At 38.3% G+C, this 20,253-nt stretch carries 40 protein-coding genes; 3 read left to right on the top strand and 37 right to left on the bottom strand.

Going from position 1 to position 20,253, the window contains the following annotated elements; genetic code table 11:
* Positions 1-9: 9 nt before the first annotated feature.
* From C6347_RS03565 to C6347_RS03505, 13 genes are all read right to left on the bottom strand, one after another.
* The gene (locus C6347_RS03565) at positions 10-417 is read right to left on the bottom strand and encodes a collagen-like protein (protein WP_106071415.1); all 408 of its coding nucleotides are present in this window, start codon (positions 415-417) and stop codon (positions 10-12) included.
* Between the two features lie 23 nt (positions 418-440).
* Positions 441-1,739: a phage major capsid protein gene (locus tag C6347_RS03560; protein ID WP_106071414.1), complete on the bottom strand. Its 1,299-nt coding sequence runs from the start codon at positions 1,737-1,739 to the stop codon at positions 441-443.
* A gap of 39 nt (positions 1,740-1,778) precedes the next feature.
* Positions 1,779-2,402 carry an HK97 family phage prohead protease gene (locus C6347_RS03555; RefSeq protein ID WP_106071413.1) on the bottom strand — a complete coding sequence of 208 codons (624 nt, stop codon included), beginning with the start codon at positions 2,400-2,402 and terminating at the stop codon, positions 1,779-1,781.
* Positions 2,365-3,645, bottom strand: coding sequence for a phage portal protein (locus C6347_RS03550; RefSeq protein ID WP_106071412.1), 1,281 nt, complete (start codon positions 3,643-3,645; stop codon positions 2,365-2,367). The genes C6347_RS03555 and C6347_RS03550 overlap by 38 nt, the downstream gene beginning before the upstream one ends.
* Positions 3,646-3,649: 4 nt before the next feature.
* Complete coding sequence (locus C6347_RS03545; RefSeq protein WP_061408931.1) at positions 3,650-3,829, bottom strand: hypothetical protein; 180 nt, start codon at positions 3,827-3,829, stop codon at positions 3,650-3,652.
* Positions 3,829-5,541, bottom strand: coding sequence for a terminase large subunit (locus C6347_RS03540; protein ID WP_061408934.1), 1,713 nt, complete (start codon positions 5,539-5,541; stop codon positions 3,829-3,831). Before C6347_RS03540 ends, C6347_RS03545 begins: the two co-directional genes overlap by 1 nt.
* The gene (locus C6347_RS03535; RefSeq protein WP_061408937.1) at positions 5,538-6,050 is read right to left on the bottom strand and encodes a phage terminase small subunit P27 family; all 513 of its coding nucleotides are present in this window, start codon (positions 6,048-6,050) and stop codon (positions 5,538-5,540) included. Before C6347_RS03535 ends, C6347_RS03540 begins: the two co-directional genes overlap by 4 nt.
* A 228-nt stretch (positions 6,051-6,278) precedes the next feature.
* Positions 6,279-6,644 carry an HNH endonuclease gene (locus C6347_RS03530; protein WP_106071411.1) on the bottom strand — a complete coding sequence of 122 codons (366 nt, stop codon included), beginning with the start codon at positions 6,642-6,644 and terminating at the stop codon, positions 6,279-6,281.
* On the bottom strand, positions 6,634-6,978 hold the full coding sequence (locus C6347_RS03525; protein WP_106071410.1) for a hypothetical protein: 345 nt from the start codon (positions 6,976-6,978) through the stop codon (positions 6,634-6,636). Before C6347_RS03525 ends, C6347_RS03530 begins: the two co-directional genes overlap by 11 nt.
* Positions 6,979-7,018: 40 nt before the next feature.
* Positions 7,019-7,333: a transglycosylase gene (locus C6347_RS03520; protein ID WP_106071409.1), complete on the bottom strand. Its 315-nt coding sequence runs from the start codon at positions 7,331-7,333 to the stop codon at positions 7,019-7,021.
* Complete coding sequence (locus C6347_RS03515; RefSeq protein ID WP_106071408.1) at positions 7,330-7,665, bottom strand: hypothetical protein; 336 nt, start codon at positions 7,663-7,665, stop codon at positions 7,330-7,332. The genes C6347_RS03520 and C6347_RS03515 overlap by 4 nt, the downstream gene beginning before the upstream one ends.
* Positions 7,662-7,961, bottom strand: a complete 300-nt coding sequence (locus tag C6347_RS03510) for a hypothetical protein (protein WP_106071407.1) — start codon at positions 7,959-7,961, stop codon at positions 7,662-7,664. Before C6347_RS03510 ends, C6347_RS03515 begins: the two co-directional genes overlap by 4 nt.
* Before the next feature lie 69 nt (positions 7,962-8,030).
* A complete protein-coding gene (locus C6347_RS03505; protein WP_258182053.1) occupies positions 8,031-8,279 on the bottom strand; it encodes a hypothetical protein in 249 nt (82 codons plus the stop codon).
* 240 nt (positions 8,280-8,519) lie between these two features.
* Here C6347_RS03505 and C6347_RS03500 point away from each other — a divergent pair, with 240 nt between their 5' ends.
* Positions 8,520-8,849 carry an alkaline protease gene (locus C6347_RS03500; protein WP_106071405.1) on the top strand — a complete coding sequence of 110 codons (330 nt, stop codon included), beginning with the start codon at positions 8,520-8,522 and terminating at the stop codon, positions 8,847-8,849.
* Between the two features lie 185 nt (positions 8,850-9,034).
* Here the strand turns inward: C6347_RS03500 and C6347_RS03495 are convergent, their stop codons facing one another.
* From C6347_RS03495 to C6347_RS03465, 7 genes are all read right to left on the bottom strand, one after another.
* On the bottom strand, positions 9,035-9,325 hold the full coding sequence (locus C6347_RS03495; RefSeq protein ID WP_142394281.1) for a hypothetical protein: 291 nt from the start codon (positions 9,323-9,325) through the stop codon (positions 9,035-9,037).
* 248 nt (positions 9,326-9,573) lie between these two features.
* Entirely contained in the window at positions 9,574-10,116 is a 543-nt protein-coding gene (locus C6347_RS03490) for a site-specific integrase (RefSeq protein WP_106071403.1), read from the bottom strand.
* The gene (locus C6347_RS03485; protein WP_058015871.1) at positions 10,113-10,562 is read right to left on the bottom strand and encodes an ArpU family phage packaging/lysis transcriptional regulator; all 450 of its coding nucleotides are present in this window, start codon (positions 10,560-10,562) and stop codon (positions 10,113-10,115) included. Before C6347_RS03485 ends, C6347_RS03490 begins: the two co-directional genes overlap by 4 nt.
* A gap of 13 nt (positions 10,563-10,575) precedes the next feature.
* Positions 10,576-10,698, bottom strand: coding sequence for a hypothetical protein (locus C6347_RS19385; RefSeq protein WP_017358206.1), 123 nt, complete (start codon positions 10,696-10,698; stop codon positions 10,576-10,578).
* A 230-nt stretch (positions 10,699-10,928) separates the two neighbouring features.
* On the bottom strand, positions 10,929-11,993 hold the full coding sequence (locus C6347_RS03475) for a dimethylarginine dimethylaminohydrolase family protein (protein WP_200964054.1): 1,065 nt from the start codon (positions 11,991-11,993) through the stop codon (positions 10,929-10,931).
* A gap of 99 nt (positions 11,994-12,092) precedes the next feature.
* Entirely contained in the window at positions 12,093-12,476 is a 384-nt protein-coding gene (locus C6347_RS03470; protein ID WP_058015869.1) for an ArpU family phage packaging/lysis transcriptional regulator, read from the bottom strand.
* A gap of 136 nt (positions 12,477-12,612) precedes the next feature.
* Positions 12,613-13,038 carry a hypothetical protein gene (locus C6347_RS03465; protein ID WP_106071402.1) on the bottom strand — a complete coding sequence of 142 codons (426 nt, stop codon included), beginning with the start codon at positions 13,036-13,038 and terminating at the stop codon, positions 12,613-12,615.
* Between the two features lie 121 nt (positions 13,039-13,159).
* Between C6347_RS03465 and C6347_RS03460 the strand changes: the two genes are divergently transcribed.
* Positions 13,160-13,432, top strand: a complete 273-nt coding sequence (locus tag C6347_RS03460; RefSeq protein WP_058015867.1) for a hypothetical protein — start codon at positions 13,160-13,162, stop codon at positions 13,430-13,432.
* Between the two features lie 41 nt (positions 13,433-13,473).
* Here the strand turns inward: C6347_RS03460 and C6347_RS03455 are convergent, their stop codons facing one another.
* From C6347_RS03455 to C6347_RS03405, 16 genes are all read right to left on the bottom strand, one after another.
* Positions 13,474-13,740, bottom strand: coding sequence for a hypothetical protein (locus C6347_RS03455; RefSeq protein ID WP_106071401.1), 267 nt, complete (start codon positions 13,738-13,740; stop codon positions 13,474-13,476).
* Position 13,741: 1 nt separating this feature from the next.
* Positions 13,742-14,038 carry a hypothetical protein gene (locus tag C6347_RS03450; RefSeq protein WP_106071400.1) on the bottom strand — a complete coding sequence of 99 codons (297 nt, stop codon included), beginning with the start codon at positions 14,036-14,038 and terminating at the stop codon, positions 13,742-13,744.
* Positions 14,035-14,211, bottom strand: coding sequence for a hypothetical protein (locus C6347_RS19165; RefSeq protein ID WP_181185433.1), 177 nt, complete (start codon positions 14,209-14,211; stop codon positions 14,035-14,037). The genes C6347_RS03450 and C6347_RS19165 overlap by 4 nt, the downstream gene beginning before the upstream one ends.
* Positions 14,211-14,591 carry a YopX family protein gene (locus C6347_RS03445; RefSeq protein ID WP_106071399.1) on the bottom strand — a complete coding sequence of 127 codons (381 nt, stop codon included), beginning with the start codon at positions 14,589-14,591 and terminating at the stop codon, positions 14,211-14,213. Before C6347_RS03445 ends, C6347_RS19165 begins: the two co-directional genes overlap by 1 nt.
* Positions 14,591-15,178 (bottom strand): dUTP diphosphatase, encoded by a 588-nt coding sequence (locus tag C6347_RS03440; RefSeq protein ID WP_106071398.1) that lies wholly within the window; start codon positions 15,176-15,178, stop codon positions 14,591-14,593. The genes C6347_RS03445 and C6347_RS03440 overlap by 1 nt, the downstream gene beginning before the upstream one ends.
* A gap of 27 nt (positions 15,179-15,205) precedes the next feature.
* Complete coding sequence (locus tag C6347_RS03435; protein ID WP_058015864.1) at positions 15,206-15,457, bottom strand: hypothetical protein; 252 nt, start codon at positions 15,455-15,457, stop codon at positions 15,206-15,208.
* A gap of 33 nt (positions 15,458-15,490) precedes the next feature.
* Positions 15,491-15,700: an XtrA/YqaO family protein gene (locus C6347_RS03430; RefSeq protein WP_058015863.1), complete on the bottom strand. Its 210-nt coding sequence runs from the start codon at positions 15,698-15,700 to the stop codon at positions 15,491-15,493.
* A gap of 71 nt (positions 15,701-15,771) precedes the next feature.
* Positions 15,772-15,945: a hypothetical protein gene (locus C6347_RS19160; RefSeq protein ID WP_181185432.1), complete on the bottom strand. Its 174-nt coding sequence runs from the start codon at positions 15,943-15,945 to the stop codon at positions 15,772-15,774.
* A gap of 13 nt (positions 15,946-15,958) precedes the next feature.
* Positions 15,959-16,099 (bottom strand): BH0509 family protein, encoded by a 141-nt coding sequence (locus C6347_RS19100; RefSeq protein WP_141235147.1) that lies wholly within the window; start codon positions 16,097-16,099, stop codon positions 15,959-15,961.
* Positions 16,100-16,207: 108 nt separating this feature from the next.
* Positions 16,208-16,738, bottom strand: a complete 531-nt coding sequence (locus C6347_RS03425; protein ID WP_106071397.1) for a hypothetical protein — start codon at positions 16,736-16,738, stop codon at positions 16,208-16,210.
* Positions 16,735-16,890 (bottom strand): DUF6906 family protein, encoded by a 156-nt coding sequence (locus C6347_RS19155; protein WP_181185431.1) that lies wholly within the window; start codon positions 16,888-16,890, stop codon positions 16,735-16,737. The genes C6347_RS03425 and C6347_RS19155 overlap by 4 nt, the downstream gene beginning before the upstream one ends.
* 107 nt (positions 16,891-16,997) lie before the next feature.
* Entirely contained in the window at positions 16,998-17,864 is an 867-nt protein-coding gene (locus tag C6347_RS03420; RefSeq protein ID WP_258182047.1) for an AAA family ATPase, read from the bottom strand.
* Positions 17,803-18,657: a phage replisome organizer N-terminal domain-containing protein gene (locus C6347_RS03415; RefSeq protein ID WP_106071395.1), complete on the bottom strand. Its 855-nt coding sequence runs from the start codon at positions 18,655-18,657 to the stop codon at positions 17,803-17,805. The genes C6347_RS03420 and C6347_RS03415 overlap by 62 nt, the downstream gene beginning before the upstream one ends.
* 80 nt (positions 18,658-18,737) lie before the next feature.
* On the bottom strand, positions 18,738-18,914 hold the full coding sequence (locus C6347_RS19150; protein WP_181185430.1) for a hypothetical protein: 177 nt from the start codon (positions 18,912-18,914) through the stop codon (positions 18,738-18,740).
* Positions 18,911-19,114: a helix-turn-helix transcriptional regulator gene (locus tag C6347_RS03410; RefSeq protein WP_066030369.1), complete on the bottom strand. Its 204-nt coding sequence runs from the start codon at positions 19,112-19,114 to the stop codon at positions 18,911-18,913. Before C6347_RS03410 ends, C6347_RS19150 begins: the two co-directional genes overlap by 4 nt.
* A gap of 36 nt (positions 19,115-19,150) precedes the next feature.
* Positions 19,151-19,357, bottom strand: a complete 207-nt coding sequence (locus C6347_RS03405) for a helix-turn-helix domain-containing protein (protein ID WP_106071394.1) — start codon at positions 19,355-19,357, stop codon at positions 19,151-19,153.
* 142 nt (positions 19,358-19,499) lie between these two features.
* On the opposite strand from C6347_RS03405, the gene C6347_RS03400 reads away from it, so the two are divergent.
* Positions 19,500-19,889 carry a helix-turn-helix domain-containing protein gene (locus tag C6347_RS03400; protein WP_258182046.1) on the top strand — a complete coding sequence of 130 codons (390 nt, stop codon included), beginning with the start codon at positions 19,500-19,502 and terminating at the stop codon, positions 19,887-19,889.
* A gap of 235 nt (positions 19,890-20,124) precedes the next feature.
* On the opposite strand, the gene C6347_RS19380 is transcribed toward C6347_RS03400, so the two are convergent.
* On the bottom strand, positions 20,125-20,247 hold the full coding sequence (locus C6347_RS19380) for a hypothetical protein (protein WP_258182045.1): 123 nt from the start codon (positions 20,245-20,247) through the stop codon (positions 20,125-20,127).
* Positions 20,248-20,253: the final 6 nt, after the last annotated feature.

Here is a 20,253-nt window from a genome sequence, read left to right as displayed (position 1 = left end):
GCATCACCTTTATTCAGATTTTGGGTTTTCTAAATCTTCAACCTTATTTTGCAATTCGATGATCAAGTCTTTTACAGCAGAGTTGAGATTTTCCCACATAACGCTGCCTTTGCCGATTGTCCGGGAATTTACTGAACCATCACTTAGATGTTCATTTTTAACAGAGCCAGACTCTAATACTGCAGCGTCACCCTTATCACCTTTCGGCCCCTGCTCTCCCGGATCGCCTTTTTCTCCTTTTGGACCTTGAGGACCAGTATCACCCTTCGGACCCTTTTCACCTTGCATACCTTGAATGAAGAGAGGGTTTTCTTCACTGTTTCCTTTTAAATAAACAGGCGTGATAGGTTTACCGTCTGCGCCCTCCTCTGCAGATGTGTGTACTCCATTACTTTCAAACAAATAATCTTTAGCCATGATAGATCAATTCCTTTCAATTTTTATTTTCCAGCGTCTACGGACTTATCTTCAGAAGGTGTTTCAACTACTGCTTCCTCACCTACAACTAAATCAGTAACAATTACTGCGGCTTCTGGATCAACTACTTTTCCGTCAAATCGTTCAATACCTCTGAAATATGTTTGATCTGTTAGGAATGCATCTGAGCCGATGTCAGTTGATTTGATCTCGAATTTTTGACGATCAAACATAAAGTATGCATTTTTAAAATCACCGAATAGAATATGAGTTTTTTGTTTATCGTCTGTGACAATCTCGTCATACACTTCAACGGGTCTACCGAATAAAAGGAAGCTATCCTCATTGCGTGGGTCCTCGGCTAAAATCCCGCGGCCGTTTTTATCTTCAATGTTTGCTAACGTTTCAAATGCCTCTGTATTCATCACCCATTTTGCATTTTTTCGATAGCCTCTTTTGATTTGGTTTTTAACTTTTCTCAAAAACTTAATTGTAATTAGAGAAGGAGCTTTGAGAGATTTATATTTTTTGCTTGTTATAATCCCCTCTACGTTGTTCTCTCCGCCTTTTCCATAGAAGACTTCATCATTTTCAGTTACAGTTGCAGATTCAGAGAGCCATTCTACAATCTCTCTCACAAAATTAATGAAAGAATCATTCAATAATTCGTTTGGGATAGGCAAAAAGCCAGCAAACTTTTTGACGTTGTATGTGATTTGGTCGAATTCCATATTTTTGAGTTCTTTGATCGCTTCTTTTTCAGCAATGTTATATAACTTCCCTGCAGCACCTTTTCTTACTGGATAGCTACCTGCTGGTGCCGTCTTTGGTACAACCCGTACCAAGTTACGAACAGAATTTAATTCTTGAATGGACTTAATTATTTGTTTTGAAATGTCATCCGGTACTGTATACCCGCCATCCTTATCACTGTTGGATGAAAGTTGTCTGTTTTCTTTTAAAACTTCCTGCAGCATTTTCCTTTCTTCGTTACCTAATTCATCATCACGACCAGTCAAGACCTTGAACCATGCATTTCTATATTCTTGCGTTCCAGTTAAACTACGTTCTTCCTCAGATAAATCAGATTCAGGCTCTCTTTTTTGTTCCGGTACATAATGTCTGTCTTCTTGAATGTCTGGTGCATCCAGCTCTCTTTCCTCAGACATCATTTCAATTCTTTTTTGCAGTGCTTTTGCTTCATCAAGCATAGAGCGTGCTTCTTCATCTTTGCCTTCACTTATTAAATTTCTAGCTTCTTGCTTTTTCTGTGTGAACTGCTGGCGCAATTGACGTTCCTCTTTACTCATCATTACTGGCATATATTTTCCTCCTTGATTTTGAGCATAAAAAAAGACCCACTATATAGTCAGGTCTAATAAGTCTAGTTCTAGCTCAATCCTTTTATTTGATGTGTTTTTTTGTCTTTTTAAAACTTCTACTTTTTCTAGACTTCTTTCTCCTACAACAGCTTCCGTATCGCTATATGCAGGAGTTGTAACAAGTGAAATGTCAAAAATGCGATTAATTCGATTGATTCGGCGCTCGTATAACTTTTCTTCTTCATTTCTTGTCCATTCATCAGGTTCTTCATCACCTGAATGATCAAGAGAAAACGAAAAAGAACATTGATTGATCACGCCTGCTCTCAAATTCTTCATCAAATCTTGTCCGTAAGTGGTGTCTGTTGGCTCAAATCTAAATTTCAACCCTATTGCATCAACAGTTAATTGAAGACTACCAGCGCCCGTTGAAACAGTATTTCTTGCTAATGGATAATCAATTTTATGATTAAATAAAGCAATTACATTGGACATGTCTGCTTCGTCCAGCGCTCCACGGCTGATGATTTCCTTAAACCACCCAAGCCGCTCAGACCATTTTTCAAATTTAAGGGCATAACCCTCTACATATTCACCTTTGGTTTCATCATCAAGTGACCTAACTTCAATTTCCGTCGTTAGCTGTCTGATTTCCTTTGGCATTATTCGGATCACCTCCTTTATGGCCTGCTTTAGCCATCTGATATTGATCTAACATATCTAAGAAAGTGTAATTAAGTGAAACTAGGTGTCTGTCCCCATCAGGAATGGCATTTTTTGATTCAAGAGCACGAATTTCATTAATATTCATAGCCCCTATTCGTTCCATGATTTCATAGAATTCAGCTCTTGATTTTGAATCACCGCGTAATTCACTATTAACATTAAATTGAACATATAGCCCTTGCTTGATTTCATCATCAGTAAACAGCTTTGTATTGATTTCTTGTTCAAAGGAAACGATCCACGGCTGTAAAGTGTTCTTCACATATTCTATAGATTGATGTTCGATATTACTGAATGTAGCGCGGTCCAATTCATTTATCTTATGAAGAGGCACCTTGAATATGGAAGCGATTTGAGCCTTATTGAATTTCATAGACTCTACAAATTCGGCATCTTTTAGAGGCATTGAAATAGATTGATAATCAAGTCCAGCATCAACAATCGCAATACTTTCACCCGCATTTACTCTCTGCCATTCTTTTCTTGCAACCTCTTTTGCCTCTGGTTGTAACAGGGTTGGGATTTTCAAAATACCTCTTGGTGTTGCATCATTTTTGTACAATTTTGCGTTAAACTTTGTTGCAGCAGATTGAGCACCAATATGTTCCCTTGCCACCTGAATTGGACTGAGGCCTACTATTCCATCTTCCGTCATCCCTTTAAAGTGCAGAACTTCTTCCGCATACAATTCAGCTCGTTTGTTATTGATGATTGTTTCGTACCACAATATACCTGTATTTGGATCGAGATACGGATTTGTATTCGCCGGATTAAGAGGGTTTAATGTTTTGATATCTCCTGTTTTATCTGAAAGAATCAAAGAATATGCATTTCCCCACGTACAAGCATGCGTCATCATTAATTTTTTCCAAGTAAAAGCTGTCATATATTGATTGGGTTTTAAATAGAGCAATTTAAAAACAGGATGGTCACGCTCTCCTGAAATATTCTCTCCCAGCCTCCTAAACATATGGACAGATAGTTTTGCTATATCATCTGACAAAACATTGATACAAGAAAAAACGTCAGGATGTTTTAATGAGGTCGATTCACTCACTTTCTCTCCGCTTGCTGTTTTACCACCACCGAAAATATCAAACACCCATTGCGGGACCTGTGACATTCCCCAGCCACTGTCTGAATCTGCTGATCTTTTAGAGAACATACCTTCTAATAACAATTAATCACCTCCTTCGGCTCATTAAAATTGCTGTAAATATAAAAAAACCACCAGTCACTAAAAGACCGATGATTTCATGTATTTTATAAGCTGCTATTGTAATAAAGATTGCCCCAGCAAAAAATACTAGGTCATTTAAGATTGAGTACAGAAAAATCACAACTTGCTTAATGGTATTTTTCATTAGAATGAAAAACCTCCCGATAAAATATACTCATTTAAATCTAAATGATCATCATTTTGACTAGCTCTCACATGAGCGTTTATGAGTGCAGCTGCTGGGTCAATACGTTGTGACGATTTTGATTTATCAAGCATGATGTTCTCTTGAGCATCAATTTTTGTTACAGCATTCCCCATTGCCCAAGTTAGAAGATCGTTATTATCATGTATAACTTTTCGCGCTTTGACCTTTTCACGAAAATCTTTAGTTGGCTCTGACAAAGTCTGCACCCCTTGCCTAATCTCGATCATGACGTAGCCATCAGCCTCCATCTGCTGAGCAAACTGCGTAGCATTATATGGATCATAACCAATCTCTTTAATTTTCCAACCCTTTTCTTCTTCAAGACGTTTGATGTAAGCACGTATATAATCGTAATCAACAACAGCTCCATCAGTAAGCGTGAGCCAACCTTTCTTAACCCACAGATCATAAGGGACTCGGTCTGTCTTCATTCGTTCATGAAATGTATCTTCTGGCATGAAACCATGTGATGTCACAAAAAACATACCGTTATCAAGTTGAAATTCAAAACTTGCAGCAGTTAAGTCGATTCGTTTTGACAAGTCGATGCCTACATAACACTCTTTACCATAAAGATCAGGAAGACTCTCCTGTTTCCCGCAATCAGACCACGCTTGCATGTCCATATATCCGCCATCACGCATATTGACCCAAATATTCATGTTTTTAGTTAAGAAACTACGCATTTTTTCTGGAACTGCAAGGGCCACTTCTAACTCTCCGCGCAAGAAATCCAATCCATGTTCATTTGCGGCAACAATCGGATTTGCTTTAATCCAATTTCGTTCATCTTTGATGTCATCATCTGGATCGAGTTCATTAATCATGACAAAATATTGATCGTTTGTTTCAACATTGTTTGGATCGATAATTTTAGTAACGTAAGGGTATTCTACTCGGTATGCAGGATTATTTAATTCAAATCCAGCTGTCGTAATAATCATCATGAGTGGTTGTGTTCTTGTTGCCATCCCTGATGCAAGAACATCATATATTTCAGATGTTTTATGAGCATGATATTCATCTATAATGCCGCATTGAGGGTTAAAACCATCACCTGTTTTCCCTGCATCTTTTGATAGCGCCTCAATTTTTGACAACGTTTTAAGGTGTTCTATTTGTCCATAGGCGACCCGGTATTTTTTTTCAGGTACATTAAGCAGCTCACACTTGCTGATTTGAGCTTTAATTTCATTCCAACATATCTTGGCTTGCTCCGTTTTTGTTGCACCAATATACACCTCAGACATGTATTCATCATTTGCAAACGCCTCATATGATCCTACACAAGCAAGGCTTTGTGTTTTGGCATTTTTACGACCGACTTGCCAATAAGCCTTTTTAAATCTTCTGTACCCTGTATCCTTATGGACCCAACCGTAAATATTACCGAAAATAAAAATCTGAATGGGTTCAGGTACAATATTTTCACCTTGTAATGGACCTTTTGTATGTTTAAACTGTGTCATCCAAAATAGAAAGCGCCTTGCCTTCTCGTCATCAAAGAAATAGGGAAAATCTGCTGTCCCTTCTCTTTCAATATCTTTTAGAAAACGTTGACAAGCCCATTGGTGTTTTTTGCACGCCACAATTTCACCTGATAACACATCACGCGAATAGTCAATCATAAATTGTTTGATAGTCTTCATATATTAAACTCCTTTTCCGCTGCCGTCTTTTCCCTTATCTCCTGTGTTTTGGTGATAGCCAATTTTGCGCGTGCTGACGGAGTAAGTCCAAAATCATTTGCAGTTGACTTCATTTGATCAAAGAAATTTTTCTGCCGTTTCAATAAAGGATGTTCTTCTCCAATTAATTCAATTGGATTCCCCTCATCATCAAAACCATCCTTATGAACCATGATTCCATCTTCTTCTATAACTTTAGTGATTGAAATGTATTGTGAATAGGCATTACAATAGGCGGCCAACATGCTGATATCTGCCTCCGTTATAATGTCCACTTCCTTTAATAACTCGGCAATCCGTTTGAATTCCTTTTTAGCAACCTTATCTAACCAGGATGGAGGTTTGATGTTGTTTGATCGCATTTTCATTTTCTGTTCTTGCTCGGCGCGCATTTCCAATTCTTCAGTATTTTTCTTGTTTGGGTTACCTTGTATCAATTGAAGTGTTGCGGATTTTGCAGGTCTCGGCATATTTTTCACCTCATTCCGTTTCAATTTTTTGAAATTTATGCTTGTTTTTGAGCAAAATCATGCTATGATCGAATTAACAACAAAACCAGTCGTATCAAGCCCTCTCGGTATTTTCTCCGAGGGGGTTTTTCGTGTTTTCGGAAACTTTGAAAAGCGGTGTTTGTTTGTAGACGACGGCTCACCGATCTTCACGAAGCCGTTTCCTAGGGATTTAATGCCGGGGGGGTACTATGACCCTCGCTTGCCATGAACCTTGTTGTGACAGCTATTACACATGCTTTCGAGGTTATTAAAATCTAATCGTTTGTTCCAATCCTGCTTTAGCTCCACTATGTGATGAACCATCACAGCAGGAACGACACGATCTTGTTTTAAACAGCTTTGACAAAGGTAATTGTCTCGCAATAGAACAAGTTGTCTTGTCTGTTTCCATTCTCTTGATTTATAAAAACTTGTTGATTGTTTATCTCGAACATGTTTGTTGTAATACTTCGCTTCCTGCTGCTTACCATCAGCATGAGCAGGACAATAACCATCCCTTGTTAACTCCCTGCACCCTCGCACCTTACACTCTCTCAATGGTTTAGGTGGCATTGGATTCACCAGCTATCATCGCAAACAAAACAAAGGCATGAAGATGCCCCACTTTCTGTACGGCATAAAACTCCCTGTACTCCCTTTGATATGATGCTAGATAGGATCGTGCTGCTTCATAGGACAGAGTCTGGCTGACATGTAGTAAGCTGTCTATAGCTTGCCTGTCCCTCACACCGTAAGAACCAAGCATGCCTAACCCCCTGATGATCTCCCCATCTGCCCATATGCATCCCCTTTTATTAAGGGCTTTAAGACCGTTATACAATTGGTCTGTCCTTATTGCGTGTCCAATTGCTGTGTTAATGATTAGTTCCCTGAGTGAGTTGTCCACGTTGTGTCCCTCCCCAAAATAAAAAGCACCCCGAAGGATGCTATGAATTGTTCAATCTTTGTTTGGCCTCATCAATTAGAGGAAGCATAAGACGTTTAACACTTTCATGTAGCTGCGTATACTTTTCAAAACGCCGTTGTGCGCTTCTATGCGTCGTTGCTTGTTCATAAAAACTGCGAGCCTTTCTCAATTCTCTTAACTTCTGTCGAATGGTTTTATTTGTGGCAGATACAACATTTGCATTCCCGCAGTTAGGGCAGGAGAAGAATTGAATTACAATTCCTTTCGCTTCTTTTGTCTCTCTCACTTCCACAGCATAATATGTTTGGCATTTCTCGCACAAAACATCATTCATTTCATATTACCTTTTTCGAGAGGGAGTCCAAAGGTTCCAAAAATTTCAGCCATTCTTGCTTGTTCAATCCCCGTATCAATTTTACCTTCTTCATAAGGAACATATTTTCCATCTACCGTCATTTCCCCAACTTTTTTCATTTGTTGTTCAAAACTCGCCGCAATCCCCTTTTCATCTAATAGGGCTGACTTGTCTACTTCAATAACCTCAAAACCCATTCCCCCATCAAGAATCATAACGCCGGTCTGTGCTGCTTTCTTAGCTTCTTCTCTAATGTTCTCCTTTGTCCCCTGATCTAATAGACAATCTGTTTTAAGAACTAAAATTTTCATTTGATTTCCTCCTCATTGATATGAATTACTTCAATAGCATTCTCCTTTAACCATTGAAATTCATAGCAGTTGATTATTGGATTTCGATAATAACCCGGCAGTAAAATTAAAATTGTTTCGCTAGGATTAACCCCGTCTAGCATTGCCGGGTTCCTTGAAACAAATTGCGGATATTTATATTGTGGGAATCTCTTCTTCAAATATCGCCATAACGCTCTCGCCTCACAAGTGTTTGTCCCTACTATGAGAGTCCTTGTACATTGTTTTGAGCATTCTTTTAAGATCAAGAGTTCCATTTCTATTCCTCCATATAATAAGCAACGCCCTAATGGACAGTGCTTTCAGTCTTTATATTTAGCGGTAGTTCAGGAAATAATGTCTTGCTGCATCTTCATTATACGTTCTTGCGCATCTTTGAAAGACATATCCTCAGCATCATAGAATGTATACTCTGATTTAATCCTATTGCCCTTGTGTTTAATTTCAGCATGTACAACGACATAAGGAACTCGTTTAACAGTTTTAATATGGTTCGTTTCTTGAGAAAAAGATTCTTCTATCTCTTGTAGAAATCGCTCCATAGACATCACAGTAAGTTCAGCCAAAGCCGACACCTCCATTTAAAAAAGCGACCTCCGCAATGGAAGTCGCTCTCAATTTATCACCTAATACCATAATAACTGCTCTGAGACAAAATGCTTTGCCAAGATCGTGCCAAAAGTGTGCCAAATTTTTTCAAAGTATTTTAATACCATTAAATCAAAAAAATGTTATGAGTTTTCGGTTTTTTCTGAGAAACAATATAAATGTCTTGTTTGATTAGACAACAAACTAATATTTTGGAGGTTAAAGTAATGGCTGATTTTGAACTTACATGTGAAGTTGAGACTGAAGCTACATCTTGTAGCGGGGAAAGGAAATCTGATTGGTCAAGAGAAGACAGTGTAACTGCCCCTGAAGGACACGTTATTAATGATCGGGAAGTAGAAGTAATTTGGCATAGTCAACGCGGATCAGAAAATACATTTTCTCAGGTATTTGAAGACTATGTTGAAGTACTTGGCAGTCTAAAATTTCCACGCACAATGAAGGTTAAAGTTTTTGCAAGAAGTTCTAAAGGACATTGCGCCGGAGGTGGAGCTTCAAAAGCTACATTTAGAGGAAACTTCATCAAATATCAATAAAATTAAAATTGAGAGCGCCGTTCAATAGTTGAATGGCGTTCTTACATTCTTTTATATAGGAACGCCTTAACACAAAACTTTTTTATCCACGCAATCCCCCATTTCACCATATCTTATTATTGATCCGTTCTCTTACCAATAAAAAAAGCGGCCTCCGCAACAGAAGCCGCTCCTCTAAATGAACCTTATGCGCCGAGTAGACTTTTTAATTCTTCTACTGTGACACGAATTTCTTTCAATTCTAACATCTTTTCTTCTAATTGCATTATAATCTCGTCTTGTGTCCCATATTTCAGAACAAATTCACTAGAGACGTTGTTATACTTCTTACCAAATGAAATTTCCATTAATTGACCTGGATCATTTTCTCCTGTTAACGTAACACGTTCAGTAAAAGTAAATCCTTTCTCGTGAATATAACTCAATGCAAAATTAAGCATAGGTTCTAAACTCTTAAAATTATATGTAGTCTGCATAATTTCCCTCCTTTCTATATGTATTTTAATCTCGAACATATTCCTCCTACTTCCATTATATCACATTGTCCACATTATCCCCGAGTTCACCATATCTATTAGTCTGTCCAACTGGATAAATCGCTGTATCCTATGCCCCTCTTGCTTTTCAGCTATTACCTTAAAATGAGTTGGACATTTTCTCATTATGGTTAATTGACGAAAAAGAACGCAAAAAAAGACCCACCTGCCATTTGAACAGATGAGTCTTATAAGCCGAAATCGTCCATTGCTTTGTCTATAGCGTCTTGTGTAATTCCAATGTATCTCAATGTAATGTCAGGACTAGAATGGTTAAATATTTCTTGTAATAAGGCAACGTCTTTATGTTTTTTATAATTCCAGTAGCCAAATGTTTTTCTGAGGGTATGAGTACCTATACTATCAAGCCCGACATAGTCCGCTGCTTCTCTCATAATGTTATATGCACTGCTGCGGCTGATAGGTTTGTTGAGTCCTTCTCTACTTTTAAAAAGATACTCTTGATCATCTTTGTCTTTAATATATTGATCTATCGCTTTTCGAAGCGTCTTGTTTATTTTGATTCTTTTCTCTTTACCTGTTTTTTGTTCTCTTAGCGACACATATTGCTTTCTTACATCTTTCACTCTCAATTGAAGCAGATCGGATATGCGCAAGCCTAAATTGATTCCGGCCACAAAAAGCAGCAAATTTCTTTTGTTCCGCTCTCCAAGATATTTCTTTATATAATGGATCTGATCAAGGTCCCTTATTGGCTGAACAAAATTCATGATTTATCCCCCTGCTTATACACTTCTTCTCTAAGTGCGAAGGCTAAACGGTAAAAGGCTTTATTTTTGAATCGGTAATAGTTCCGCTGGCTGAGACCCATTTCAGCATAAATCTCGTAATCAAACATTTCTTCATCCTGCATATAGAGCATAACTAAGATGCGGCGCTCTTTCTGCGTAAGACGATTAATGCCCCTTTCGATTCGCTTCATATATTTTTCACGCTCAATCTCCCAATCCAGCTTTTTAAGAGCTGCTTCTTCTGTGGAGGAGTGGAACTGATTAGAAAAACTCGGCGGCGTAATCGTGTAAGTTGTTGTGATCTTCGGAAGAAAGTCTTCTGGAGTTTGAAGCCTTAACATTTTATACTTTTCTAGCATTCTTTCCATCTTTGCTCTAGTTTTTTCCTCGTCGATCTGCGGAATGTCTAAACTTGTTTGATTCATGATAATTCCCCCTTTATTTTCTGCGCATTGCCCCGCCTTTGGCTCTTTTTAACCGCTGCATGTTTTGCCCCATCAACTCTCTTAAATCTCTGTCAGTGAGCTTCTGCGGCTGTTTTTTCGGCTTCTCCTTCTTCATGGCTGCTCCTTTCCGACAAATAAAAAACGGACACCAACCAGCACCCATAAAAGGTGTTGATCAGTGTCCGCAGGCTCTCCGTCTTGGACAAAATATTCACGTTCGTTTTGCTTGTCTCTATCATACGATGATCCACACAGGAAAAAAGGTCCCCTTTTTATCCCCCATTTTGTCGGCTTTTTCTTATTTAAATAAAAAAACATCCTTAACAAGGATGTTTCGTCTCTAGTTTATTTACGGAGTAATGGTTGAGTAGTACATCGGAAAGCGCCACCATAGCTTCTTGTTATTTTAAAATCTACATATTCCACCTTGATATTTCTTTTTTCTAGTTCTTTTCCAATCGTATTTTTATATGCAGAATCCGTTACATATACTTTTTCATCAATAGGTAAACCATTTATGGCCAAATCTTGCGCATCTTTGTAACTTACTTTTATTTTATCCCAATCCTTTAATTCATCTGGAATCCCGTTTGGTAGTGAATCTTCATTCACAATCATCAGTCCGTCTCGGACAAAACTAATAGCACAATCTAGATGAAGTGTATTTTTTTCGAGTTTTACTTCAACTACTTTATAACCATCTGGTGTTAAATAATTACGGAGCCAATCGATTCCTTCTTTATTAGATGCTTGACCAGAGTTCCCAACAAAAATTGTTTTCCCGTACACAAGAATATCTCCACCCTCTAAAAATGGACCATTCTTGGAATTTATGCCTTTTGAAACATCGGGCTGTGGAACAGCAACATATGGATTTTTGTTCGCTTTTACCTCTTTTAAAAGGATATCCCTTGCTGGAAGCACTTCAAGTCTGCGGTAAGTTGATAAAAACGATCCTTCGATTATGTGATCTCCAATTGTAAAGAATGGATCTCTAACAAAGAAATTCGTAGCACCAGCTCCACCAGTTATACCATTTTCAGCTATACCTAATTTCTTTTCATCCTCCGTTAAAAGGCGTGGCATTTGGATGTCTACATCGTATTTCTGGAGTATTTTCTTAAACTCATCACGTTCTTTTTCCATTTTGATTTGAATATCGTTCATATCTTCCATCATGTTTGAGCCGCTATCTTCTGGAAAATAGACTTCAGATTGAGACATAACGACACGTTTTAATGGAGCAAATTCACTTTCAACATACACATTTCCTTTATTTTTTTCGTTTTCAGCTGAGACTTTTTCTGCTTTTGCTTTCACACCGTCTGAGCTTTTTGACTGCGAACAACCTGTTAAAATAACAGCCATTACCGCAGCAAAGCCAACTAAATTAATAAATTTTTTTCTCATTTCAATTAATCCTCCATTTTATTGTTTTGTCACTAATTAAAGATAGTAACTATTAAATCTTAAATATTTCTTAACTAATAGGATTTGGTGTTTTTTGTATTAAATTATGCCCAGTGCTGTTGAGAGGTTAAATGTGGCTTGCTTTTTCAACCTATAGTACCGGTCCTTTTTCAATCCCAATTCTTCGCTTATTTCTAAATCTTTTACGAATCGTGATGTAAGATATTTCATCCTGATAATATCTTGTTCAATTTCGTCTAAACTATTTTTTAACGCCCTTTCTATCTGCCGTACCTTCAGTTCATTTAAAACTTCCTGATTCCTGAGAGAAGGAAAAAGGCCTGTTGCACCGTTTGCCTCTTGTTCCTTTCTGTTTTCTTCCTTCACCTTGAGAGCTCTATAAACCTTCAGCTCCTTTATCAGAGCATTCCGGACTTGTTTCTCATCGATCCCTGGCAGTAAACACAATTGTTCAGCTCCCATGTTTCTCAACCTCCTCCTATAAACAATGAAAGACATAGACCAGGGCAATTTTGCACCGATCTATGTCGTATGATTTATTCTTCTAATGGAATGTCGATTCCGTAATTCTCTCCAATCTTCAATATACTCTTTCAGACTATCGGATACTGAATTTAACGGACTCAAAGGTCCCGATGTATTTTTTCTTTGCTGACTCCGTGTAGCAATCAAGCTGGATCACGTATGTTCCTTTGCCGGTACGTTTGCGAATTTCACTTACACTAAACGACTTTAGAGGCGTTGACGCTTTGAAGCTGCCCCTTTGTACAAGATTCGTATCTGTTAAGCCACCACCGCTTCTCTTTTTGTAAACGCCAGCGGTGTAATGGATTGTACTCGATCCCTTCTTTTCCGCTCTCCAATCGACTGTGGAGGCATCCTTATAGTAATTGGTGTCATCCGTAAAGACTCTCGCTTGATGACCGTATCCCTCGGTTTGCCAGTTTGACCAAACAGCTTGAGCAGACGGCGCATAAAGCACCGCTGCAATAATAATAGTTAGTGTGATTAGTAGTTTTTTCATTTAAATTCCTCCAATATTAATACCCATATAAGTTAAATATTTTTTTGCATGGATTATATTTGAATATATAGTATTATTAAACTTGTAAGACTATTATCCCAAACGAAAAGGAGCGTCAATCATGCAAATTAAAAAAGTAATTGCAAGTTCAGTTCTATCACTCGCTTTGCTAGTTTCTTCATCTGCTTTTTTTACTGCTCAAGCAGAAGCTGCTAGCCCTAATGAAACATGGAAGATTTGCACTTCAGAAGTATTTGGCCCATACTCTTCAAGAAATGCAATACCGGCTATTTATAACGACGGCACCTATAATTGGTACTTAAAAGGTGCGAAAACTTATTCAGGTATTTGGTATGGTGCATATGAACGTTGCTGGTACTCAACACTTACATGAATACTACTTTTAAAAGAGGGAAATTCCCCTCTTTTTTATTTTCATAGCAAGCTCCCGTCAATGATCAGTACCATTTCTTCTTCGTTTGTTAAATGCTCAAGCACTTCTTTGACCGGGATTACATTGTTGTCCTCTCCATTTACTCGGCTGTATATGATTGTTGCATATGCTTCTGTAACTTCGGTTATTTCTTCTGATAATCCGCCATCATCATCAGCGACAACATCAGTATAGATTGTCATAGCATTTTCTTCGTTTTTCGCTTTAATCAATGCGTAATATGGATCATGCACTTCGTAAAATTTCATTTCATTCACCCTCCGTTTTCAATGTAAATCCTAATGATGCCGCTATTTGATAAACAGCACTAGCGTTTTTCGAATGGATTAATATATCCGTATCACGATTTTCAGGATCATCGTAATCATGTTCTATGCATTCGTTTTTGAGCGATATATGTCGGTTATACCAATCCTGTAAAATCTGTTCTTGTTCCGCTAATTTTTGAATAGCTTCTTCGATGTATGCCACATTATCAAGCGTTTCATCTAAAACACTTTGAAGTTTTTCTCTGACTGTTGAAATGATCGGGTTGTTTTCGTTCATTGCGCTTCCTCCTTTAATGATTCAGTATCGATATTTAAGACCTGTAGCATCCAAAGAAGAGTAGCCATTCCGGCAACAGCTTCTTTATCCGCTCCATTCGAACGAACTCCTCTTTCTCCAAAGTCGTTCATTCTCTCTATTATTTGATTTTGTTGCTTTTTATTGAGCTTCATCACGCTTCCTCCAATAGATCAGGATCTTCATAAATGTTCCCGACAACTTCGATATGCTGATGTTTGTTGAAATACTCATGAGCATTCCAAACTCCGAACATGTAGCAGCCCCTATGCATATAAACCTTTCGCTTGATTGGATCAACATCATCGTGCGATCGGAGTGAACCTTGCACTACATCCCCCTCATAAATATCAACGTTGTTCTTATCTCTCAATCCAGTGAACTGCATTTCGTGACAGCTGGGATAATAATCAAATTGATCGCTAGCCTCGGCATAGTTTGGAATGGAATAAGGAATTCCCCCCGGTGTCAAACCTACTCCATAGACCATTTCTTGAGCATTCTCATCCCAAACACGGAATTTAATCTCTCGCATCAGTATCCCTCCTGCTGCCGCTTATGATTGACTTCGTTCTTGTCCATGTATGCGGCTTCTATTTGGTCAGGTGTGAATCCGAAGCCAACGATTCCAATTGCCAAGAACAATCCCCAAGCTACACGGAAGTGTTCTTTTTTCTTTTCTTCATCCTTGAACATTCGAGAATTCAATAAGCTCCATTGCATTTCCAAGTACAATCCCGAAAGACCACCTTCAAACCCTTCTTCTTTGAACTCCTCAATCGCCGCTTCTGATACACTTAACTCTTCTTTCCATCCCTTTATAATCGCAATTGATAAGAAGAAGTGAATGCAGTCCACATATTCTTCTAAGAGTGGGTTTTTCTCTACCCATTGATTTCCACCTAGAGCCTCAGTTCGATATTCTAAGTAACGATCTTGATTTCTGGCTCTTTGGTCATCACTCCAATGCTTGAACCAGCGTCCTTCATTGGCAAATTCGCCTAGTTCGGTGATAAGTGCTACATATGTGTTAGGCAGCAGGTCTTGACCTTCCAGCCCTTTTTCTTTAATGATGCGGTTGTCTAACTCCGCCTGCATTTCAAACATTTTTTCAAGGTTCATACCGTTTCCTCCTAAGCCGCTAGGCGTTTAATTTCCTAGTAATCCAGCGATCGTTATAATCGCCATGAAACCAATCAAGGTGAAGATGACAGGTCCGTTTGACTCACGCTTTGCCATGACGACGTTCCCTTCAATAATCAAGTCAGGGCAACTATCGGCAAGCACTGGTATAAAAAACTTTGGCACCCGAAGATAAACAGCTGCATCATCTATTGTCATCGCTTGATGTTTGCAGGCTTTGACAGCCTGCGAAAGCTCGATATGTTTAGGTAAATTCATGGTATTTCCTCCCCCGCAGGGGATGAACCCCTGCTATCGTTTAGTTTTATAACTGAAATCAAATCTAACTCGCTCAAAACTTCCTTTAATCGTTTCAATGATTGTGTGACCGTGTTCGGGAGCCTCTATGTAATGCGCTGTGTTGTTGATCCCGTCCAGCACGATCACTTGTACCTTTCCTTGTTCAACTAATGTTGTGAAAGGCTCGTTTTTTGTTAATGAGATAGCCTGTGGTCTATTCACAATCTTCACTCCAATGTGATATAATTAAGGTTCCTAAGCTTTAATTACTCACATTGAACTGATGTGAATTCTTACCACTGAGACTCGACGGATTGATCTGTGCGCTTCCAACGCCAGTCTTTACGTTTGAGTCTCTTTTTATATGGTTTTGGTGGGTGCTGCTGCCTATAAGCTGCTAGTTCATCCTCTGACATAACCCACGCTTTCACTGGACCTGCTTTGTATGGATTGGCTACTGTTTCCAAAGTGTTCACCTCCTTATTCGTCACGCTGCGGAACGTTGAGATTAAAGATTCTTTCGAGTTCTTCGTCAGTAAGTTTCTCGCAATGCTCTCGCCCATAAGCCCCATTTGTAAGACTCAACCACTCGATCAAAAATTCTCTCTCTGCAACTGTCATCACTTAATGCCTCCCCTCTTTTTGAGGTGGCGCACGGCTGCTGTCTTTATCTTCTTAGGACAATCTTCATATCTCGCAATGACTTCGAGTTGTCTTGCCGTTGCTTTCTCAAATGGCAACAGGATGCTTTTTCTTTTCATGCTGCTTGTACTCCTTTCCTAGTGCGCCGCCTTTACGTGGTTCGATCTTACCTAACTCGGCTTGATCTATAATCAGCAACAGGATGTCATGGACATTGCGGGCCAAACGATTTGCGATGTGTCTAATCGGCTCATGTTCCTGCCACATTTGTCTAAATAAAATAATGTCTTTTTCATCCCATATGAAATCGCTGTGCGGACAAGCATAGTAAACCGGTTGTTGTTCAAACAGCCTGCGTAAATCTCTTTTTTTGTAGCTCATTGCGCTTTTTTTGATATACATAGGCTCGTTTGCGCCGACACCGTTCGGACGCTCCTTGATCTTTCCACGCTTGCTAAAATCAATCATTAGCAGCAACACTTCTTCTGATGGTCGTTTAAATAACTCCGCCATCTCTTCGATCGACCTGCCTTCGTACCAGTAATCCAAAAATCTCTTGAGGCCAACAATCGTCCATTCGAAATTGACATGATCCAAAATGATTCTAATGACACTCATTTCGCAATTTCCTTTCTGCGACCGACCTCTTTGTGTACAACATGCACAGATGTCGTCAGATTCTTTTCTACGAGCCAATAAAGTGGGTTCAACCCATTCACTACTAGGATTTTTCTTTCTGAGCGTGTTGGTTTTCTGCCGCCTTTTTTCATTTCAGCGCGCCTCCTTATGTTTTTTATATTCGTTCAGACTTACTTTCAGCTGATCTATTAAACTATCAACCTTCTCAGATGTGATTTTGCTCATGTTTTACACTCCCTTAGAACGGCAATACTTCTTTACGCTTGTCCGATGTGTCTTTAAAAATGATGTACTGCTGCTTTTGGGTGATGCGTGATACTAGCTTGCTGTCATACATTTGATACAGCTTTTCGCTTGTAAGGTTTGTTGTATAGATGGTCACTTTATCCTGCCGAGCAGATGTTACTTTGTAGATGAGACGATGAATGAAATCGCTGGCTTTACTATCCGAATGTTCTGATCCTGTTTCTGCACCGATGTCATCTATCACAAGATAATCGGCTTCACCCATCAACTGAGTCACATATGCTTCTGTGTACTTGCTCTCTTTGTTGCTGAATGAATCTTTAATTGCCGTAGCAGCATCTTCCATATTGATAAACAAACATGATCTTCCTTTGTCTTTAGGGTTGTCGGGATCAGGAGGCACGTTGAGTTCTCTAAGTGCTGCATATGCAAGATGACTCTTCCCCACTCCCGGATGGCCCTGCAAAAATATGTTGAATACTTCACCTTGTTGCAAGTGTTTAACAAGATCCATCATGCGCTTTTTATTCTTTGTCTCTTCTGGCTCAGATACATCGTAATTATCAAACGTTGCTCGTGAGACAGTTCGATCCCTGAACATGCTATGCTTTTCCAACATGTTAAATTTCTTCTGACGCTGGCTATACTCAATCTGACTCTCTAAGTCTTTTTGCAACTTCTTTGACTCTTCTTCCAACTCACATCTAGGACAGATGACTTTTCCATTCATCACCATCATTCGGACAGGTTTTACAACATCTTCACTGCCACGGGTGTATGTGTGCTTATTACAGTAATCAGAATGGAAGGTCATTTTTTCGTTTAAGACTTCCGCTGCCACCGCCTTTATGCTGTGCACGCTTTATCACCTCATCGCTGTTGTTTAAGTAACCTTCGAATTTTGTTCCGAAAAGTGTTTCAGGACGAAGGAATTTGCTCATCTCAGGGTTATCTCGCCATTCATAGCATTTTGCTAAGATGACCTTTTTAAAATCCTCGAATCTGAATCCCTCGTTCCATCTTGCTTTTATTAGTTGTTGTGTCTTAGGTGTTGTGTGACGATAATTTTTCTCTGACATTTGGTTTAGAAGATCAACAATCAGTTTGAATGGAATATCTGATTCTTGTTCATCCGCAGTCGGGTTGCCCGACAATATATCTTTTAATTCTTTATCTTTATCTAATTCTTTATCTTTATCTGTTGCGTGACTTGCTGTGACGTTGATCGTGACGTCACGTGACATGTTATTGTTTGGTTCTGCAAGGCTTAGTTTTTTGCGTTGTTTTTGCTTTCTCAAACGATTCTGTTCCCTAATCTTTTCGAGTGCATCTAAATTTTGGTGTTTCTCCCAATTACATATACTGATAAAATTCTGATCGTTAATTTCAATCATCCCAAATTTCCTAAATGTGTCTAAAGCCATGCGAACAATTCCTAATGGTCTTCCAAAGATATGCGCTAACATTTCGTCTGTGTAAGGCACGTTTTCACTTAGATAAATAAAACCAGATGCATTAGTTTTTCCTGCTTGAGCAAGTAATTTAACCCATATAATCAACAGAGTGTCAGATTCAGGCATTTGTTCAATGAGTTTGATTTTTTCATCATCGAACATTTGGGTGCTTAGTTTCACCCATTTGACTTCCCCCATCTTCAAAAGCCTCCTAATGTTTTTCATGAATAGTTTTTCTAATTAAAGCTTGTCCTTCAAAAAAAGGTGAAACAAAAGTTTCAAGCCTCTTTATTTTTTTTGTTCTTCTCTTTTTTTACTGGTGTGTAATAAGGCGCAACAGCCTCAGTAAAAAGTTTTTCTCTGTCTTCTGTTCCAAAGAAAACTTCTCCGAGGAACAGATTACTTTTTCTCTTTTTCTTACTGCCAACTTTAGGTTCACTTGTTTTTTTATTCATGATCTAACCTCCGCTTTATTAAATAACTCCTCAACTTTTTGACCAAAAAAACTTGCAATAGTTAAAGCTTCATCAAGCAAAAAATCTCTTTTCCCAGTTTCTTTCAGGTGATAAGTTTGTGGGTGTGTTCCAATCAATTCAGCTATTTCTCTTTGAGACATCCTTTTTTCCTTACGGGCAACAAATAGATTTAAGTGCATGTAACTCCTCCTAACATTTTGTTTCCTCACAGACACCTAATTTGTCAAAAAAAATTTCACTTCTATATTTAATATTTTTGAAATTTTTTCAACTGCATCAATACTTGGCTTCGCATTTCCATTCTCTATTCTACTGATGAATGAAGCTGAAAACCCAGTCATTTCACCTAATTCAGTCTGAGAAAGCTTTCTTTTAATACGAATTCTTCTGACTAGTTTTCCAAATTCAATGAAAACAGACATTCTTTATTCACCCTCTTTGGTGTCTGTGATGTACCAAAAGTGTACCACAGGTTTATTTTTAACACAATAGTTATACAAAAAGATTTTTCATGACAGGAACATTCTGTGATATAATTGAGCTAGATAAGGTGGGTGTTTTACCGTGGAAAACAAAATGGGTGAGTCAATTCGTTCATTGAGAAAACAAAAGAAAAAAACACTTAGAGAAGTTGCAGAGGCAATTAATGTTACTCATAGCTATTTATCGAGACTTGAAAGAGGTTTGAAAAAACCCTCTATGGATATGATAGAGAAACTGGCCGATTACTTTGGCGTTCATAAATCTTATTTTTTCTTAGAAGATGATAAGATTGAAGAAATGTCTCCTGGTGAAAAAATTCTAACGTTTGAGAAAGACCTTTCAATTGAAAACTTAAAAGAAAAATACAATATTACTCACAAAGGACAACCTGTTTCTGATGATGAGTTAAAAGTGATGATAACTGTTTTAGAAAGTTATAGAAATTCACAAAACATAGGCAATAAAGATTAAGAATCCATTTGATCTTTATTGCCTTTAATTATGTCCATGAACTCTTCATAATCAATATCAATTTTCATAATAGCCCTCCTCAATTAGAACAAAAATATTAGTATATGTAGTTAATCTATTAATTTTATGATTTGAGCGACTGGATTTTTAAAAGGTTTCCTGTTTTCGCAAAAACAGAAAACAGGAAACTCCCCATAAAAACACGAAAGACGGTACCATTTCTGGTAACGTCTCTTTACATTCCTACTTTTACGTCTTTGGTTTGATAAACAGGTTCTGTAGTTGATACAGTGGCTTGGTACCCTGAAACAAACAGAATTATGCTAGCTAAAATCAGTGCTTTCGTTAAGTACTTCATTAGTTC

The organism is Bacillus sp. NMTD17 (genome assembly GCF_002998735.1).
Lineage (GTDB): Bacteria > Bacillota > Bacilli > Bacillales > Bacillaceae > Bacillus.
This window is presented reverse-complemented; position numbering and strand designations above follow the sequence as displayed.